General features: G+C 71.5%; 1 protein-coding gene (cut by a window edge). It reads left to right on the top strand.

From position 1 onward, the window contains the following. Positions 1 to 20,740: the 5' portion of a zeta toxin family protein gene (locus KJS59_RS13850; protein ID WP_213453276.1), read on the top strand. Its footprint extends 15,227 nt past the window's final position; only the first 20,740 of its 35,967 coding nucleotides appear in the window; its start codon is at positions 1 to 3; its stop codon lies off the right edge, out of view.

Raw genomic sequence — 20,740 nt, forward strand, 5'->3', positions numbered from 1 at the left:
ATGTACTACGTGTTTTCCGACGGCAGCATCCTGCTGCCCGGCGACGAATGGGCGCGCGCCGACGAGTGGGTCCACGTCGCCGGGCAACCCGACATGCCAGGCGGGGGACTGCTACACCGCCGCACAGGCACCCTCATCACCGGTACCGGGCACGGACGAATCACACAGCTACCGGCGGAAGTCGCCGCCGCCATCGACGCCAGCGAGTCGCAGGGCCGGCTGACCCGCACCGACGCCGGCGTCATGCTGGACGACCAGCACTTCGCTCTCCCCTATGGAGAGCCGGAGTTGGCGGCGCCGCCGCCCATCAGGATGCCTGCGCACCCGCGGCCGGCCGGCCGGACCCGCCCATCCCTGCGGCGGGTCATTTCCGGCGGGTCCGAACTGGGTACGCCCGAGACGATCAGTTCGAGGACCCTGTCGGTGTCGAGCAAGGGGAAGAGCTCGGAACCGACAACTCCGGTCCTCGACGAGGAGTGGACAAGCGCGGAGACGAGCGCGCCGATGAGCCCGGTCCCCGCCGAGGGCGCGAGTCCGCTGGTGGACCCCGGCGACAAGTCTCCCGTTGTGGCTTCCACCACCCGCCGGGTCTCCTTCGCCCCCGACGCCGTTGTCGGCGGGGACGAGCTGAAGCGCCTGGTAGCGGAGGCTCCGAGCCGATGGTTGCGTCCGGTCAACGTCCCCGAAGCGGTGGCGGACGTACCGGAGCCGGACCGCCCCAAGACGCCGGAGCGCCCGCGTCGGCTGGTTCCAGCCGCCGACACCTGGTACACGCCGGTGCGGGCCGGCATCTACGGCCTGGGCCGGGCGCACTTCAGCGGCGACGGACGGACAGTGCTGCGCAACGGAGTGATGGTTGCGGCGGACGAGTGGCGCTGGTCCGGCAATGTGCTGGTGGACCCCGCACGAGGGCTGGTCCTGGACCTCGACGAGGGGATCGTTCGGGATGCGACGCCGGAGCAGGTGAGCGCCGCCGCTGACGAGCGGGTGACGCTGGTCGCCGACATCCTGGGCCTGACGGCGACCAGCGATGCGCAGGTGCGGTTCGCGCCGCTGGTGATGAGGCCGCTACAGGGACTGCACGGCCCGTACCGGGGAAGGTCGGCGCCGCTGAACGAGCAGCAGCAGATCCTGGTTGATCTCGCCCACGAGCACGCGGTGCAACGGGCGAGGACGGCCGACGATGTCGTGGCGACGCTGCCCACCGTACGGGACAGGGCGGACTATCGGCTGCGCGACGAACTGGCGATGTGGCAGTACCGCAATGACCGGCCGCGGCTGCTGCCGCCCGGTTTCGGCGATCCCGACCCGTACGGCCCCACGAACGAGCGGGGACGGCCGACGCGCCGCCGGTGGGCGACCGGCCACCACGGGCGGCTCCTGTGGTTCCGCCCGGCACAGCCGGAGGGGGCCGGTACCGCCGGCCAGCGGCGTTCGTTGACCGACCCGGAGTCGTTCGTGGACACGATGGTTGACGCGCTGGACCCGTCGCTCGATGCCAGGCTGTCTGCCGCGGTGCGGGAGGCGCTGCTGGCCCGCATCGCGCTCGACGGCACGCGCGGCGTGGCCCAACAGATGCTGGAGAACGTCGACGGCGTGCCGCTGGACGTGACCGTGCGGCGAGGGCTGCGCACGCGGACCTATCGGGTCCGGTACCGGATGGACATGGGCCGCCTGGGCCTGGCCGAGTACGTGCCCCTGCAGCTGGCCGAACAGAACGCGCCGGGCGAGGAGTGGCACAGCCCGCCCGTCGCCGGCCGCGAGGAGCACCATCAGCACGACACGGACGTCGGCGACCGGAAGCAGGCGATGGCGACTATTGGCATGCGAGATTTCATTCCCGCAGCCGAGAACTTCCTACGCGCCGGCCCGTTCGCGACCAGCTCGCGCACCGACGCCAGCAGCCACGCCGTGGTCTCGACGACCAGAAGCTTCCTGGAGTTGTCGGGCCTGTCGGTGTATTTCGACTTCGGCGACTGGTCGGTGCGCACCGAGGTCCGCCGCGTGGCGATGCCACGACGGTGGTCGCGCTCGAAGCCGCGGATCGGCGAGGAGTCCTGGACCGGCTCGCTGCGCGGAGTGGTCCGGGTCGAGTTCCCGGAGGAGGAGGTGCCTGCCGCGCCGGAGACCACCATGCCCGCGCGGTTGCCCGCCGCCCCGCTGTCCGACGGGATCGGCCTGGTCGGGCCGCGGGAGAAGCCGGACCGGACCCGACGTGTGGGCATGGACGCGCAGACGTACCTGGACGCGATCGAGGACGTGGCGCACCCTGGGGCCGCGCGGCCGCTGACGCGGGCGGAGGCGCAGGCGGAGGCCCTGACGATCGCGTTGCAGCACACGTTCTTCACGCTGGACTCGGTGCCCGGCCTTGACCGGCCCCGTGCGGCGGTTCTCGCCCGGCTCGACAGCGGCCGCAAGCCGCTGACCGCGAAGGCCCGGGACGCGATCTCGTCATGGGTCAGCGAGTCCACGTTCCACGCGCACATCCACAACCTCATCGCATCCGGGGCGCCGTCGCCGGGCTTCAAGAGCCGCAGGAAGGTGTCAGCCGCCCCGCTGAAGGTGAGGTTGCTCAACGCGGAGCCGATGGACACCACGTTCGCTCCCGTGGTGCAGAGCGCGCAGCGCGTCGTCACCAGCGCCGGGGAGACGGAACATCGGGGCACGTTCGGCGTCATCCTGGCCGACCTGTTGGCGGCCTTCGAGGTGCTGTTCAAGCGGATCAGCGTCAGCTTCGTCGGCGGTGTCAAGATCGACCTTGAGCACGGGTCGGCCCGTTCGTCCGGTGCCAAGGCGGGCGGCGTCGACGTGCGCAACATGACCTATGTCGGTGACTCCGTCCGCTATCGACTGACCGTGTACGTGGGGTCGGATGTCGTCACGGAGATGCCGGGCGTGCCGGCGAGGTCCACGGTGGGCGACGCCACCGAACTGTTCGTCTGGGTTCCGGTGCAGCAGCAGGAGCGGTTCGAGGACATGCTCCGCAGGGCGATGGCGCATCCGGAGACCTTCCCGATGGATGTCTGGCAGGACCTGGCTCCGGACCGGGATCCGGGCCCGAAGGATCCGGCCGAGGCGGCGACCCAACCGGCCGCGCAGGAGCGGCGTGAACCGCCGGACGCCCTGGCGGCGGGACGGAGCACGGGCTCTGCCGCCGTGGAGTGGCTGGCCGTGGCCGATGATCTCCCGGGCCACCTGGTGGCGATGACCCGGGAGGCGCTCGGGAAGGTGACGCGCCCGGGCCGCCACGATCCGCTCGCCGGGGCGTTCGAGCGCTGGAAGGCCAGCGCCCGGGTCGGCGGCGAGGCACTGCGCAACCACCACGTCCAGCTCGGCGGTGGCGACACGCTGACCTGGGTGGACGAGGTACCGGTCCGCGGCGGGCAGGCCCGCGTCCACTATGCCGTGCGGTTCCACCGCGACGCCGAACCGCGTGGCCGCGGCCGGGTCGCGGAAGCCAAGATCGACTTGGCGCCCGGCGGCCTGTCCGCGGTGACCGAGGCGTCGAAGCCCTCGTGGAGCATGACCCTCACGGTCAAGTTCGGCCTGTTGTTCAGGTTCATCACGTGGTCCCGCCCCGGACCGTACGGGTGGTTCAGCGCCACGGCCGGGCGCGAGCACACGACCTCCACGGCGACCACCGCGGTCCGGATCCGTGCGGTCCGCTACCAGGGGCCAGCGCGGTCGTTCGACTACAACGCCCACCACGAACTCGCCGTCACCGTCGAGATCCGTCGCGGGCTGATGAGCTGGTTCCTGTCGCTGCCGCGGTCGGTATGGCGCGCGTTGCGCGGCAACGGCTGGCAGTGGCGGCTCATCGAGTCCGCGGAGGCCACCCCCCGAAGCGCGCGTTCGGCCATCCGCTACCTGGTTCCCGAGTTCATGACGGTCACGCCGGCCACGGCGACGGCGGACGCGCCCCGGGTGACCGATCTGACCGAGCAGGAGGCCGAGACCGCCGCGGTGTCGACGGACGACGTGTCCACAAACGCGTCCGACTCCGGTGACCTGACGCGGCGAACGGCCACGGCGAGGGCCGATGCGCGCGGGGTGACCGACCTGCCCGAGCCGAAGGCTGAGGCCGCGTTGGGGGCGGAGGACGGCACCGGGCGCGCGCCGGTGACGATCGACGACGTGCCCACGGACGTGCTCGGCTCCCGTGCCCTGCGGGAACGAATCGAGAAGATGCTGCCGCGCCGACGGGCATGGTGGCGCCGGGGAGTGACCGATTCCGAGGCGCGGGTGTTGGCCGCGCGGGCGGTGGACACGTCGCTGCTCCTCGGTGCGGTCATGCACGGCCAAGGGCATGCCAGCCTGGTGACCAAGCGCTGGCTGACCTCCCGCAGGTACGACGTGTTCCTGTCCCCGCAGCCGTTGCGCCAGCGCCGCACGGGCGAGCCGCCGGTCGAGTTCATGCGGATGGACGAAAAGCTGGGTGGCCCGTCGATCGGCCATGGCGCGGCGAAGACCCCGGGCTTCGCCGGCGGTGGGGGACTCATGGAACGGTCCCAGATCGGTTACTCCGGGACCCTCGGCGAAGGCGGCATCGGCGGTTTCCGCGGCAAGCGCCGCGAGCGCACGCGGTCGCACGAGGCGCAGGCGGGTAGCCGCACCGAGACCACCCAGCGCCACGAGCGCACGGTGAGCGATGTGATCTGGCAGGTCACCGTCGTCAGAAGCCGCGCGGACGGCCGCCCCGTCGCCGCCCCGGTTGCGGTCGGCCGCGACGGCAGGACCCGGCTGCGCAAGGCGAAGCGCTTGCTGGACCCCCGGTACGTACACATCGAGGACGGACTGACGCGATTCCGGCCGATGGACCGGCAGGCGCCCGAACAGCTGCCTGTCGTTCCGGAACTCCCCGAGAACGGCACCCCGGTCACCACCCTGCCGGCTGATGCGGGTGCCCCTGCCGGCATCGACTCTCCTGTATCGCAACCTGACTGGGCCATGACCGTCCCGCCATTCGCCGGACCGTTCATCGAGGAGTGGACCGACCCCGAGCTGCGCGACGATCGAGTGGCGTGGGAGTTGGAAAGGCATCGGGAGGCCCAGCTACACCCTGGCACCATGCCCGGCCCGGTCGGCCGGACACTGGACCTGGACCAGCGAGCCAACCCGCCCCTGGCGGAGCCCGACGACCACGAGCGGCCAAGGCCGGTCACCATCGACAGGTCGACGACCGCCACCGACCTGCCGTTCCGGCTCGGCCTCGGTCCGTTGGCCAAGCTCGACCCGGTCGTGGAGCACGACTGGGAGGACACGGCGTCGTCCTGGGGTGACTCGCAGGAAACCCAGGGATCGGAGCCCGACCACGGCCCGCGGGTCCCCGAGGAGCTGGCGGAGCTTCCCGCCGGCGCCCTGACCGACCAGCTCGCCCTGATCGGCGGTGAGCAAGCCGCGCCGAACACCAACCCCTGGCAGGCCGCGGTGGCCGCGGTCCTGCCGCCCGAGTTCCGCGATGCCACCTGGGTGGTCGAGGGCAACCCGGTCCTCAACGAGAGCAGCATGACCACGCTGGCCGACTCGCTGCTGACCGGCATCACGCTGGTCGCGACCAAGTCCGGTCCCCTGCATCGCAAGGTCGCCCGGGTGGTGCTGAGCCTGGAGCCGCCGAGCGACGCCGATAGCGCCGGTAGTAGCGCCGGTAGTAGCGCCGGTAGCGCCGCCGGCGCCGACGCGCGTCCGCGCTACCGGCTGCAACAGGTGGTCGCCAAGACCGTCGTGACGGTGTTCACGGTGCACCGGAACCAGACGACGGCGGTGACGGAGCGCAGAGTCGGGGTGGCGGTAGCCGCTTCCGACCTACTGAACAAGGTGCTCGGCACGTTGCTCGGGCCCATCGCCGGGTTTAGGAGCGCGCGAAGCAGCGTCAACCGGCACGGACTCGGGCACGGCGGCGAGGCGTGGGACGAGATCGCCGTCCCCGGCCAGGCCGGCCAGTACGTCGGATCCCGCCAACTGCGGGCCCAAACGGTCGTGACCTGGGTGCCGTCCCGCCTCCTCGCCACCCTGCTGCTCGGGTTCGGGCGCTGGCTCGTCCGTACGAAAACCTACCCACCCGTGCTGGACGAGGTGCTACACCGGGCGATCGTCCCGCGGGACCTCTTCCTCGCCCCGATCGAGCCCGTTCCGGCGCCGACGGAAGGCCGCCGCGTGTGGGAACTGTCCGGCGGCGAACTCCCGGCGGACGCCGCGCCGCTGCCGGTCTCGAAGCGCCAACTCGACGAGCGGGATCTGATCGCCGTGCGGCCGAATCCCGAGGCGATTGCCGCGCTGAACCGCGCGGTGCTCGCACGCCTGCGGGGCCTGGCGGGCGCGGCGGAGGGGGCACCTTCCGTGCCCGGCGCCGTGCGCGAGCTGACCAATCCCTCCCAGAGCAGCCTGAACGCGATCAGCGACCTGCTGTCGGCTCCAGTGTTCATGCGGCTGGCGTCGTTGCTCGAAGGACTGACGATGCCGCTCGTCGCCGCCGGGGGCGCGTGGACCGATACGCACGGCGAGCTGACGATCAAGGCCGAACTGTTCAACCCGCGGGTACAGAACTACATCAACAGCTGGCAGACGTACTCGGATCTGTTCAGTGTCGACCACAGGCAGGGTCAGGGTTCCGCGCAGGAGCGGTCGCAGGAGGGCCACCTGCTGGTGCTGTGGGCGGGCATGTTGGTCACGCTCGGCGTCGGGTTGCGGCAGGCGTCCGGGTCGACCACGGCGGCGGCGCTGCGGACGCTGCCCCAGATGGTCGCCCGGCTCCGGGCGATGCCGGGTCTGCGGATGAACGCCGACGCGCTGGTCCACGTCACGGTGGACGCGCGCGCGGCCCGCGGCCTGCTCCGGATGCCCAGGCGGGGTCCGGTCACGCTGACCTTCTGGGTGCACGATCTGTTCGTGCTCCTGGCCTCGCCCAGGATGAGCATCGAGAACAACCTGGTGCCCTCCTTCGGGGTGGTGACTCCCGCCGGGTACTGGCTGCCGAGCCGGCACTCCACCCATTCGTCGTCCGGGTCCGACGTACGGCAATCCATTGCGGATTCGCCGCTGGCGGCCGGGGTGCGGGGTGCTGTGGCGGGTTCGCCGTCGGAGCCTGAGGTTCCGGACGCGGATCCGGCGCTGGTGGCTGAGATGTCGGCTGCTGTGGCGGGTGCGCCGTCAGGGACCGAGGTACGGCCTTCCACCGCCGATCCACGGTCGGACCCCGACGCGCGCCGCTCGAACGAGTTCCACGCCGCGATGGCGTTCCCGCACATCGAGGGCGTGGAAGTCTTCCACCTGAGGTCGGTGGTTGTCGGGGACACGGTCTATATCGAGAACGGCGATCGCCTGCCGATGACCGCGGAGGACTTCCACCGCGAGGTGCTCGTGCCACTCGGTTTCGGCGACCCGCGTCACCGTCCGGGCACGGTGCTGGCGTTCACCGGTTCGTGGTTGGGCCGCGGTGAGTCGTCCATCCTGGAGAGGCTCGCCACGCTGACCGGCAGGCTCATTGTGGGCTCGGCCGGCCGGGTGCACACCGACCCGGCCACCGGCGATGTGTTCGCCGCGGACCTGCGCCGGAGCGAGGGCCAGAGCTATCTGGTCGACATCGATACGTTCCAACTGTTCGACGGGTCCGCCGACGCGTCCCAGCCGCGGCCGATGCTGGGGATGGGGCTCGCCGACAGCCTGCGCGGGGGCATCTCGCCGCCGATCCGCAAGCCCGTCCTCCCTCCGCCGGAACCGGTCTTCTGGGACGACGGCCCGAGCGAGCCGACCGAAGCCCACCTCGGCACCGAGAGCTCCGCTGTCCCGCGGACGCCGGTCAGTTCGACGCGGTCCGCCGGCGACAACGGCGTCATCCTCATCCACCGGACGGACCAGCCGCCGAGCCCGGATGAGCGCGCAGCACTCGACGACGAGCGGACTCCGGCGGGCACGGCGACCATCCGGGTCTCCGGAGTCGACGACGTGCCGAGCCTGCTCGCCGAGATCGTCCGGGTCTTCCGCGAACTTCCGCCCGGGCGTCGCGGGGCCCTGCGGCTTCCGCTGCCGCTCGCCGAGCTGCGGGACCCGGGCGGGGTGTCGCTGGCGCGACGGGTCGAGCTGTTGGGGCTGGCACCGGTCCGTGTGGTCCTGGGCGACGAGGAGCGCCAGCGGATCTTCGACGAGCACATCGAAGCCAACGAGTTCGAGCGCCTAACCGCGCGAGCGCGGCCGGTCGCGGAGTTCGTCGCCGGCCCGGCCGGGGCAATCCTGAGCCGCCTGACCGAGCATGCACGCTCATCCCGCGCGCGCGGCGTGGCTGGTGCGGTCGTGAGTATCGAGACGCTGGCGGAGTATCACCCCGGCTACGCCTTGGCCCGGGGCGAGAACCCGGCAACCGCCACGGACCGGGTGAGCGAGGATACGCGGTTCTGGTGGGACCGGGCGCACGCCAGGGTCAGCTCCGGCCCCTTCGACGTCACGGTCGAAGCGGCGATGGCAACCGGGGACGGGTTCGAGGATCTGCTGGCCCACTACCGATCGGCGGGCTACCGGATCCATGTGCACCTGCTGGCCGCGCCGGAGCACGTCGGCGTCATGGACGCCCTGTTCGCTGACTACGGCAGCGCCTCGCCGGCACAGGTTCGCCTACCCCGTGACGCGAATGAGCGGATGCTGCACCTCGCCCAGGCCCTGGACAGCGCCGGCCCGGACAGCCCGGTTCGCGCCGACAGGGTGTTCGTGCGGCGGCTCACCGGTGAGTTCATCTACCGCAACGAGCACGACCCCGCAGACGGCTGGCTGTTGCCTGCCGCGGCCGCCGAGGCGCTCGCGTACGGGCGAATGGTGGAGACGGGGCCCGAGCGGCGATGGCGCCATCAGATGACCGACTACCTGCTCGACCAGGCGCGCAACGTGGCGGGGGTACGTCGTATCGAAGAACTCGCCGAGGTGGTCAAGGCGTACCAGACGCCGTTGCCGGCGGCGACGCCGCTGTCACCCGATCCCGATCCCGATCCCGGTGACGAGCCGCTGGCGATGGTGTTCAGGCCCGCACCGTACGCGCCGGAGATAGCCGCCTGGTCGAGTCGTCCGGCGCTGGACGATTCCGGAGCGGCTCGTTCACCGCTTGGCCGGGGCTGGGACGAGGATCTCCGTGACCTGTGGGCCAAGGTGGTGGAGGCCGACAACCGGGCCCGCCAGGAGGCCACCGTGGAGTACCGGCGACGGGTCGAGCGGATGGTCGGTCGTCGCCGCCACATCAGTGTGGACGGGGACCCGACCCGCGTCGAACTCGTTCTGCTGGCGTCGTTCTTTGACCCGATCGTAAAGATCCTGCGCAGGTTCGCCGATCCTGTCGCGGGCGCGAGAGAGTTGCGGCGGTTCGTGCTGGAGCGCCTGCGCGACGACCTCGACCGGTACGCGGCTGGCCAGGGTGACCACCCGCTGGCCGACCTGCTGCGCAGTCGAGGGCTTGACGTGGACGACGCGACGGTGCGGGCCCGGTACCTGCACGCGGTCGAGTTCGTCGGCCCGCGCAGCGCCGAGGAAGCCCAGTCGCTGGCCGACATCGAACTCGCCGCGCTCGGTCTGGCGGCGGTCCTGCTCGACCCCGTCCGCCCGCTGCGCATCGGCCACCCCGACCGCGAGCCGGTGGGCTACCTGTGGGGCGGGCACGGCGGGGTGGACGCGGTGTTCCACTTGAACCCCGATCGCCCGGTGCTCGCGCCCGAGGAGCTCTATCCGCGCCTGCAACCCGTCCGTGAAAGTCTCCGGCGGCGGGCGATCGACTTCATCACCCGGACCGAGGGCCTGCGCTCGTCCCGCTTCGAGCTCGCCCGGCTGGCCGCCCTCGCCGGCTCATCCCACACCACCCTCCGCGAGCTCGACGAGGCACTCGAGCAGTACGAACGGGCCGGCGAGGCGTTCGGCGGCTGGGTCTTCTCGAGGACGGACGAGCTCTACCGGGACGACGAGGAACTGCCACCGATCGTCGTCCAGGTGGACGAAGAGCTGGGGGCCTCGCCTGACCCGCGCTGGCACCGGACCGCGTCCGCGCTCGGCATGGTCCTGGCGGCGCACCGGCGCCTGGTCGAACTGGTGGTGCCCGACCCGCTGCCGGACGAGGCGGACCGGGGCGACGCGGCCCGCACCCGTGCGGTCGCCGTGCGGGCGCTGCGGGCGTTCAACGAACGGTTCGGTACGTCGTACCCGGTCGACGACCCCGAGCGTCTCGCGGACCTGATCGACACCGCGGAAAAGTCCATCGTGGACGGTCTAGCGCTGATCCTGCCGCTGGCGGCGGCCGACCGTCCAGCCGGTGAGCTCTCGCCCGGCCCGGCGCTGCCCATCATCGACCTGGCGCCGGCGTCCGAGCCGCCCCATGGTCTGGTCGTCGCCCGGCTGCACAGCGAGTCGGTGGTGGAAAGGTTGAACCCGGCCGACCGGGACCTGTTCGCCCGTCAGGGACCGCTCGGGTTGCTGATCGCCCGGTTCCCGCTTCCGCGGGTCTGGCGTCGCGTGGCCGCAGCCACCCACTACACCCATGGCGCCGAAGCCGCGGGGCTCGACAACCGCCGGATGCGACGCCATGAATCCGCGCTGCAGCCGACCGACCTGCTCTGGACAGACGTCGCTCGCGTCAATGTCTATTCGGGGGTACGTGCGGGCACCCCGGAGCCGCAGGCGTTGACCGAGCGGCAGGCGCACGCCCTCGTGGAGCACCTCAACGCGCAGCCCGGCAGGTCGTTTGCGGCCGAGTACGCGGGGTCGATCGGCTTGCCGGACGAGGCCGAGGCGTACGCGGCCCGGCGCATCCACGAGGTGTTCGGTGTGCCGGGCGAATGGCCCATGACCGAGGATGACCTGGTCGCCGCCCGCCGCATCGACGACGAGCTGGGCGGGCGCCCCGACTCGCCCTTCGCCTCCCGGCAGAACCTGCTGCGTCTGGCGCAGCGCAGGGGCCTCGCCGGCGCTGACACCACCGAGGCGCAGGCGCTGCGGGACCTGTTCCAGTGGGCCCGGTGGGCGTCGCTGGTCGAGCAGCTCTCCTCCTTCAACGATAGGGAGGGTGCCGCCTATCCAACCCACGACGCGAAGGCGCTCCTCGCGATCCTGGACGCCGTCGCCGCTCACCCCGTCCGCGAGGGCTACTTCATCACGCTCACGCCGGGCCGGGCGCTGGCACTGGGCGGCGCGGCGAACGTCGTGGAGGCCGGTGCGGTGCCGGTCTTCGTCACACCGCCGACGGCGGCGACCGCCCGTGACGTCACCGGGCAGGCGGGGCCCGCCTTCGTGGCGGTGTGGATGAGCCACTCCACAATGGCGCGGATACTTGAGCCCGACCATGTCGATTACGTCGAGCGGGCGGGCCTACTAAAGACACTGATAGATATCGAGCACATCGTCGCCCGCCGGGTGTTCGGACTTGTCACGTCCTACGGTTACGACCCGGCATTGTCCTTCGACCTTTATCGCGACAACATCCGCGCGTTGGAGGGTTTCGAATTGGCGGCGCCACTCACGTGGGGCGACGTCGACCGGCTTCATGTCAACTATGGAATCGACCCCGCCGCGGGGCTTGTGTCGCCGGTGCCGACCCGCCAGCACGCGCAACTGCTTGCCGATCACCTCAACCGCACGGCCTTCGCCGAGCGGGGTGAGGTCGCGCGGGTGGGCGCCGACGGCGGCCCGGCCGGTGCCGGGCACGAAGCAGCGGTGCTGCGCCTGTGGAGGACCTACGGCATCCCGCTCGACTTCCCGGAACTGGAGCGTGCGCTGGAGACGGCCGCCCGGCTCGACGTCGTGGCGACCGGGGGGGCCGCGGCGTCGTTCGCCGCGGACGAGCAGCTGCGATCCCTGGCCACGGACGCGGGCATCGCCCCGGCGAGCCCGGCCGACGGTCTGGTGGAACTCTTCGACATCGCCCATCACCTCCCGCAGCCGCTGCCCGCGGCCGCGGCCGGCCGCCAGGCGCTGCGCGCGGCGGTGGACGCTCGCGCACGGGTGGCCGCCGCGCTCCGGTCCGCCGAGCCGGAACCGGCCGATCCGGTCGTCACCGTCGCCCGGTCGGTGCTGTCCACATTGCGGGTCGCGTTGGCCGAGCGGGAGGGCGACCTGCACCTGACCCGCGTCGCCGCCGATGTCGAGGCGTCACCAGATCCGGCGACGGTCTGGCGTGCCGTGGTCGGTCACGTCCTGGACGATCCGCACCTCGCGGCTCAGGTCCGCACGGTCACCGACCGGGTGCGCCGGCCCGGCGACGAGGCCGGTGAAGGTCACCTACAGGTCGTGTCCCTGCCACGCGACGTGAATCGGCTCCTGGGTCTGGACCACCCCGGCCACGAACCGGAGGGGCTGTGGCAGCAGGGTGAGCTGACCCGCCCATACCCGCGCGAGGACGGGTCGGGGAATCCGCCAGCGGGCCAGCTGACGGACGACCGGTTGGATCCGGAGCCCGATCCGGCAGTGCCGGAGCGGCCAGGCTCGGTTGCGGGTTTGGACCCGTCGACCGGTCCGGTGGGCCGCGCCCTCGCCGACGCCGCCGACGGGGTGGTGAAGGGGAAGTGGGTGGATCGGGCGGCCGCGCCGGAGGCGGGGCTGGCTCAGCTGGACTTGCTCGTGGCCCGCGTGTACGGCCGCTACTCGGCGATCGAAGAGCCCGCACTGGGGGCGCTAGCGCGGTATGACCGGCTGGTCGAGGCGGAAGCCGCTATCGACGGGCTCAGGCCAAACCTCGGGGAGCTGAGGGAGGCTCTCGCACGGTCTGACAGACCCGCGCTGGAGATCATCCAGCAGATGGCCAACGACACCTGGTCGTTGTGGGGCGCTCCGGTAATGGAGCGGTTGGCGGCGATCGGGGTTGTCCTGGTGCTGCCGCAGCCGGCGGAGCCGGTTGCGACCGAGGAAGGCGTGACGGCTGACGACTTCCTGGCGGCGGCCGACCGGGTGGATAAGCTGTGGAACCGCCTTCACCGGTTGCGCGATGCGCTCGGCACGATGGAGATCGACCAGGTGCAGGACCTGGCCGATCGGGTCCACGCGTCGGGTGTCAAGCTGAGGCGGGCGTTGCGGGTTGTGGGCGTGGGTGTGGGCAGGATGGGCCGCCCGCGGGCCGAGCAGCTGTGGCAGGTGGCACGCCGGGCGACACCGAGCCTGGTGCGGTCTTTCGGGCAGCGACTCGCGGCCCTGAGCGGCGAGGTGACCAGCGCTGATGTGGCTCAGATCGACGCCGACTCGGTGGTGTCGTTGTGGGAGCGGGCCGAGGCGGTGTGGTCCGCCGGTGACGAGCTGCTGCGGGGCTTGGCACGGTTGGGTGTTGCGGTGCCGAGTATGCGTCGGTTGCTGGCCGAGGACGCGCTGCCGAGGTCCGTCCGGCCCGACTGGTCGGATGTTCCTCTGGTGGGTGTTTCGTCGACGCCGCCCCGTGTGGGGTTGACGCAAGGTTTGGGCTCTGCGCTGCCCACCGGAGCTGAGTTGACGTTGCGGGCGGTGGTGGCCTTCGCCAACGGTTATCGAGGTGCGCTGGCCTGGCGGGTGGACGAACTGCCGGCCGAGGGTGTCGAGGTGGGCCAGACGATTTACGAGGCGTATCTGCCCGAGCCGGTGGACTTCCGAGCGACTTTGACCGCCGGTGGCCCCGATTGGTGGGCTGGGCGCGCGGCGGTGCCGGATGCGGTGACCGGGGCGATCGAGGGCGAGCGGTTGGCGGTGGCCTGGCGGGTGACGAAGTCATCCGCGGCCGCGGTGACGCTGGTCGCTCACTTCCCCCAGGGGACCGACGACCAGCACCGGGCCCGCTTGATCAAGCGGATGACCACCCGGTTCGCGATGCGGGGGCAGGACGTCTGGGTCGAGCAGTCCCAGCCGCTTCAGGTACGTGACCTGCCCCGGCGGGGACTGCTGGATCCGGAGCGGGTGGTGGTGCTGCACACGTGGCTGCGCGAGGAGTTGGGCCACCTGACCGAGGTGGCACGGCGGGAGGGCCGCTCGGTCACGGAGGACGAGTACGCGTCGCTGCGGACGCGATGGATATCCGAGCTGGCCGAGGTGGCCGACGTGCCCGTGCCGGGCGTCGACGTGGAAGATGCCCTGCCCGCGGGTGACGGCTGGGTCGACCTGCCTGACTGGGCGCTAGTGGTTTCTTCCCCGTCGCCGCCCTGGGAGTGGTACGTGGCGATGCTGGCGACGGCCCAGGTGCACAAGCTGGCGGAGCCAGCGGTGCGCCGGTCGACCGAGGAGCATTGGCTCACGGCGAGCCCGCTGACGCAGGAGGAACCCGCGCCGCGGGACGACCCCCCGGAATTCGCGACCGCGACGGCGGTCTGGGACGAGGACGGCGATGACGCCCACCTGCACGTGGCCGGGCGGGCCGCTGAGTGGGCGGTGAACGTCTTCCGATCGTTGGGGGCCTTGCCGGGCTGGGAGTCGCGGCTACGCCTGCCGGCGGTGGCGGGGTTCAGGGCGACGTTCACGGCGGCCGGTGTGGAGTTGGTGGGCCGCGGCGTCCCTGATGCGGATAGCGACTCGGCGCCGCACCGGCGTAGCTACCCCGATCCGTTGCCAACGCCGGAGCGGTTGTGGGTAACCGTGGTGTTCCCTGATGCCTCGCTGGATTCGGCGGAGCCGGCGATGGTGGGGCTGGCCGGGTGGTTGGCATCGCTACCGGTTGATGTCGGTGACAGCGCAGTCGTGGAGCTGCGGGTCGCGGGTGGGCGCGGCTTCGCCGTGGATGAGTTGGCGGCGTGGCTTGCCGCCCGGCGGCTCGGTTTGTCGCGGCGGCTGGTGGCGGTGCCGATGTCCGGTGCGTCGCAACAGCCGACCCGGTCGCAGGCGACGTTGGCGGGGCCGACGTTGGTCGAGACGGCGCCGGGCGTAGGCGCGGGCTACTACGTGCTGAGCGGAGACGGGCGGGCCGCGCAGTTGCCGTCCCCATCCCTTGGTTCCTGGAGCGAGGCGTGGGAGTTGCCCCTCATCGATGGATACGCGCTGGTCGGGCTTGGCTCGGATGCGTGGGTGCGTCCGCCGGGTGTGGGCTCGGATGCTGTGCCCTGGGCTAGGGCGGCCCGTGGGGAGGGGCACGATGGCCGGTTGTTCCTGGGTGCGCCCGGAATGGCGGTGTCGCACGAGGTGCGGGCCGAAGCCATCGCGGTGCTGCGTGAGGTGGCCGGTCGCTTTGCCGAGGACAGCGTCGTCGATCTGAGTGGACCGGCCGGCTGGCTCGCGCCGTGGCGTACGGCGGTGTTCGGCGCCGGAGGTGGGGCCGATCCGGGTGCCGCGGCGCTCATGGACGAGCTGATGGAGGTGGCGCTGCGGGAGGCGGGGCACCGCTCGGACCCGGTCGACGAGGCGGCGATAGTCACGGCGATGACGGCGCTGGGCGCCAGGCTGAGCGACGGCCGGTCCACGGTCGACGCCACGGAGTTGCTGACGGTATACCGGCATGCCCGGGTGCTGTTCGCCCAGCCTTCGATCGACAATCTCCTCGGTATGGCGGTGCTGCTGGAAGCCGGCCGCGTGGCCGGCCTGCCGGGGCGGACCGGGCCCATTCAGCACATCCTCGACCGTCCGGGTGACCCGATCGGGCGTGCCCGAGCCGGACAGGTCGTCGTGGCCGCGGCCGCAGCGGCTCGCCGGCATACCCGGCCGGTCACCCTCGACCAGATCCGCCGGCGGTATCGGCCGGTCGAGGAACTGGGCCAGTTGCGGTCGCTCCTGGTGCACATGACCCGCTGGTACTGGGAGCTGACTGAGTCAGCGGTGTCGCCGGAGCCGGATCTGACGATGTCGTTCGAGGACAGCCTGAACGCCGTGGTGGCGGCCGTGCTCTCGGTTGACCTCGCCGGGGTCGACCGCGCTGAACTGGAGCGCCTGTGGGTGCGGACAGAGAAGGTGCGGTCGGCCGGCGACGAGCTGACGCGGGTTCTGGCGGAATCGGGTGTGGCGGTCCCGAGTCTGCGTCCGCGGCAGGCGCGGCGTGATGACACCGGCGGCATCGACCCGGCGCCGGCGGCGCCGCGGCGAACGGCGGTTGATGGCGATCGAAACGTGGCGGTGGGGGGTGGTCGCGAATCCGGGTCTGTTGCGGGGTTGGACCCGGCGACGTCTGTTGGGCCGGGTACCCCGCCGGTCGGGGGTCCGCAGGCGGCAGTCGAGAGTGGTGTGTTCTCGGCGAGCTGGGCGGATGTGCCGGGCAGCCGGGCCGTCGACACGTTGGGCAGCTCGTGGGTGTTTGTGGAGCGGGCCGCGTGGGGCCGGTCCGGCACTGCCGGTATGCGGGTGACGTGGCTTCGGCAGGCGTCGTTGCTGCCCGGGGAGGACCCGTCTCACACCGCTCCGGATGTTGGGCCGGCGGGTGCGGTTCCGGAGGGTGCCCGGGTGTTTGTGGTGGGTGCGCGGGATCCGTGGCAGCTGAACCCGGAGGTGGCGTTGCGGGGATTGCTGGACTTCCTGAACGCGGAGGTGCCGGCGGGTGGTCTGCGGTCGGAACCGGTGTTCGTGGTGGTGCATGGGTGGCCGGGTGGGTGGGAGTCGACGGTGGTGGCGGCGCACTGGGGGGCGGACGACATATGGCCCGTCATCGGTGCGGAGCACGAGACGTACGGCTGGCTGCCGGCGGGGTGGCACCTGCGCCCGGCCGAGGAGGGCGACCAGGGTCTGGTGGCGTTGTCGGCGCGGCTGGGTGAGGTAGCGGACCTGGTGGGCGCGCCGGAGCAATGGGGTCCGGCGCTGCGGTCGTGGCAAAGCCGAACGGCGGATCTGGCCCGTCGCCTGCCGCAGGTGCCCGACTCCTCGCGGCGGCGGGGTTCGGGTGAGGTGATAGGGCTGGCTCAACGGCTCGACCAGCTGAGCTCGTTGGGTCTGAGGCTGGCCGAGACGTATTGGTCGTGGCCGCGCGCGGCGGTGTGGCGGTTGCTGGAGAAATGGGCCGAAGAACCTGGTTGGGCGCTGTTGGCGGAATGGGCGGAGTCGTACTCGAACTACTATAACGATCCCGTGGCGCGCTATGTGGCGGACTGGTTGGATACAGATTTGATTTCAGCCGATGGCCGGACATTGTTGAAGGCATTGGTGATGATCGACTTTGCCCGCTGGGTGGGGTGGGCGCCGGTCATCGAACCGGCCGCTGCCCGCGTCGATCCCGGCGTTTCGCCCGGCACGTTCGAGTGGGTGATTCACGAGCGGTTCGATGAGTACCGGGCCGGGGGCGGCCAGGTGCCGGCGTTGTTGCGCCCGGTGGAGGAAGACCCGCGGGATGGGGCGGCGCAGCTGCGGCGCCTGCTGGCGCCGCTCGGGTTTTCCCCCGCGGTGGTGATGGTGCCGGATCTGTCCACGTCGGAGCGGGTGAATCTGTCGTGGGCGGTGAGCGCGTTCCTGATGGGGGTGCGGTGGTTCGAGGAGCGGATCCGGGACCTGGACGCGGCTCAGCCCGAGCCGGGCGCCGGCCCCGAGTGGATGGTGGACGGGGCCACGGGGCCGGGCCGGGTGGTGCTGGCTCGCCTGGGCGAGCCCGCGCGGGCTCTGCCGCGGTGGGTGCGGCAGGGTGTTGGCCGCGGTGCGTCCGCGGTGCGGCTGTTGGACACGTTGGCGCAGGTGCTGTATGACGCGCGGCCGGGGTGGTATCCCGACCTTGCGTCGCCATGGGATCGGGCCCGGAACCTGATGACCGTGATGGAGCTCGAACTGGGGGCGGAGCACCCGGCGTTGGTGGACCTGCGGGCCGGGCGGGGGGCCGACAGCTATGAGTCGGGCGCGCTGGCGGCGTTTGCGACCAACTTCGCGGTACGGATCCAGGTCATCCGCCGGGACGGCCAGGGGTGGGTGGCCGACCGGGTGCACGGCGGGTCAGGTCCGCTGCTGCTGGCGTCATACACGCCGGAGGGCTGGGACCCGTTGTTCGTCAGCGACAACCGCGTCCGCGCGGATCTGAACGGCGACGCCGCCGGGTGGGAGGCGGGGCCGGATCTGGCGGAGGTGGCCGGCCCTACCGCCGCGGGCACCGTCGCCGACGGGCAGCGCTCCGGCGGGGTGGGCCGCTTCCGCCCGGCCGTCTTCGATCTCAGCGAAGAGCCGGACGCGGGTACCGCGCAGCACATGGACGAGCTGATGACCCTGGCGCTGCGGGCGTCCGGCTTCCGGCCGGAGCTGGCCGACGCCTCGCGTGTCCTCGCCGCGATGGGCGATCTGGCGGAGCGGCTGCGCACATCGGACAGCCTCTTCGTGCACGACACCCGGCGTGCCGTTCGGCACGCCAATGACGGATCTTTGCGGATCTACCGATACGCCCGGACGTTGTTCGACTCCCCGACGATCGAGCAGCTGGACGGGGTGGCGATGATCCTGACGATGGGCCGGCGGGTCGGGATCAGTGGATTCACCGAGTCCCTCCGGGACATCCTCCGCGGCCCGGTCCACGGCAACTCCGCTGCTCGCATGGTCGATGCCGCCGCGGCTCGCACGAACCGGGCGATCACCGTCGAGGACCTGCGCGGTGCCGCGAGGGGCGACGGCCCCACGGCCACGGTGGCGGGCGAGCCCGACGACACGGCGGTGATTCGGACTGACCTGGGCCAGCGGTGGGCAGCCGCCACGGACGCCGCCGCCAACGTCGCGCGCATGAGGCGGGTGCAGCAGGCGCAGCGGCTCAACCGGTCGCGCACGTACTTGGGCCGGGTGCAGGCCGAGCTGACCAAGGCGACCGAGACGTACCGGACCCACCTGCGGACCGCGCGGGCGGCCGGTGCCCAGACCGTCGTTCAGCGGGCCAGTACCGAGGACCCCGTTGCGTCGCCGTCTGGCCCGCCGCTCGCCGGGTTGCTCGACCAGCTGGAGCAAGCCGTTCAGGACGTGGATGCGGCACTGGACGTGGCAGTGGCAATGGCTGGGGCTTGGGTTGCTTGGAATGGTTCGAACGAGATGACCCTGGCGGCGTTGGGGGTGGAGCGAGGTGTGGTAGAGCGGCTCAAACCGCGAGTGGAAGGGCCGCATGGCACGAGGGTTGATGGGGACTGGACCGACCACGATCTGGGGCGGCTCGGCTTCGTTCCCGTGCGGAACGTGGACGGGTTCGTGTTTGTCGAGCACCGCGAATGGGGCCGGTTCGCGGGTGATCGTTTGCGGTTGACCTGGTTGCGGCAGGCCGCGTTGCTACCCGGGGAGGATCGGTCTCGGACCGCTCCGGATGTTGGGCCGGCGGGTGTGGTTCCCGATGGTGCCGCGGTGTTCGTGGTTGGCATGCCGGACAGCCGGCAAAAGGACCCGGAGCAGATGCTGTGGGGGGAATGGGCGGGGTTGCCGCTCTACCTGAGCTTGGGCACGACGGAGTCCGGGCTGGCGTCGCACCCGGTGTATGTGGTGGTGCACGGGTGGCCACGTGGGTGGCTGTCCACGGTGGTGGCGGTGCATTGGGGTGATGATGATTTTTGGCCGGTGGGCATGGACGGTTTGTGGGTGGGATCGGAGGTGGACGAGGCGAGCGCGGCCGTGCTGCGGCCGGCGGGGTCCGCCGATGACGGTTTGCTGGCGCTGCTGGATGGCCTGGCGGAGGCGGCGGGGGTGGTGGGTACCCGGCAGGAGCCGGGCCGGGAACTGCGGTCATGGCTTGAGCGGCGGGGGGATCTGGCCCGTGGCCTGCCGCATCTGGATGTCGATTCCGCTTCGGTGGGTGGCTCGAGTTCCGCGGCCGCCGGTCCTGGTTCGTTGGTTGGGGTGCGGGCGCGACCCGGTCAGCTGGCGGAGCTGGGTTGGCGGCTGGCCGAGGTGCATCGGGTGTGGTCGGAGCAGCGGGTGCGCTCGGGTGCGCAGCGGGTGCCGGATCTGTCGTCGCAGGTGGCTGCGCGGTTGTCGTCGGCGGTGAGCGCGTTCCTGATGGGGGCGCGGTGGCTGCGGGAGCGCGTCGCCGATCTGGGGCCGGCCCGGCCGGAGCCGGATGGTGGTTCGGATGGGGTGGTGGAGTGGGAGGCGGGCCCGGGTCAGGTGGCGTTGGCCGGGCAGCGCGAGTCGGCGCGGTCTTTGCCGGGATGGGTGCGGGAGGGTACGGGGCACGGTGACGGCACGGGGCGCCTGGCGGACTCGTTGGCGCAGGTGCTGTTCGACGCGTGGCTGCTGCTCGACGCGCAACCCGACAGATATCCCGAGCTGGCCCGTTCCCAATCCCGGTCCGGCTACCTCCTGCGTGAGGTGCGCATGCGGGAAGCGTTGCGGGACATGTCCCTTGATGCCGAGCCTTACGATCCTGGTCTGCTGGTGGCCTTCACCGAGGCGTACGAGCTGCGGGTCCAGGTCATCCGGGTGGTGGAGTCGGGGTGGGTGGTCGACCCGGTCTACGGCAAGCAGGGGCCGCTGCTGCTGATCCGGTTCATCGAGGGTCGCTGGGATCCGTTGTTCCTCACGGACGACGAGGTTCGCGCGGTTCTTCACGGTGGTGTGAGCGAAGCCGTGGAACAGTTCGACGATCCGCAGGTGCGGGCCGACCTGGCGCAGCGATGGGCCGCTGTCACCGATCGCAAGGCGCGCGAAGCGCGCATGGACCGGGTGACAGAACTGGAGGGTCAGCTCGCTCACGGCGGGGCCGGGCGACACCGGGTCACGTCCAAGCAGTTCACCGACCTGACCGACACGTACCTGGCCCAGCTCGGGTCCCTCCAGGCGGCCGGTGAGCACCTGCTTGGTGTCCGGCCTGACACCCAGCAGGAGCTTCGGGCGGACCAGGTCGCGACGCTGTCCCCCTGGCGGCTCGCGGTGCTGGCAAGCATGCTCGACCGGCTGGAGCGAGCCGCCCGGATGG

This window comes from Rhizomonospora bruguierae, from assembly GCF_018397995.1.
Lineage (GTDB): Bacteria > Actinomycetota > Actinomycetes > Mycobacteriales > Micromonosporaceae > Rhizomonospora > Rhizomonospora bruguierae.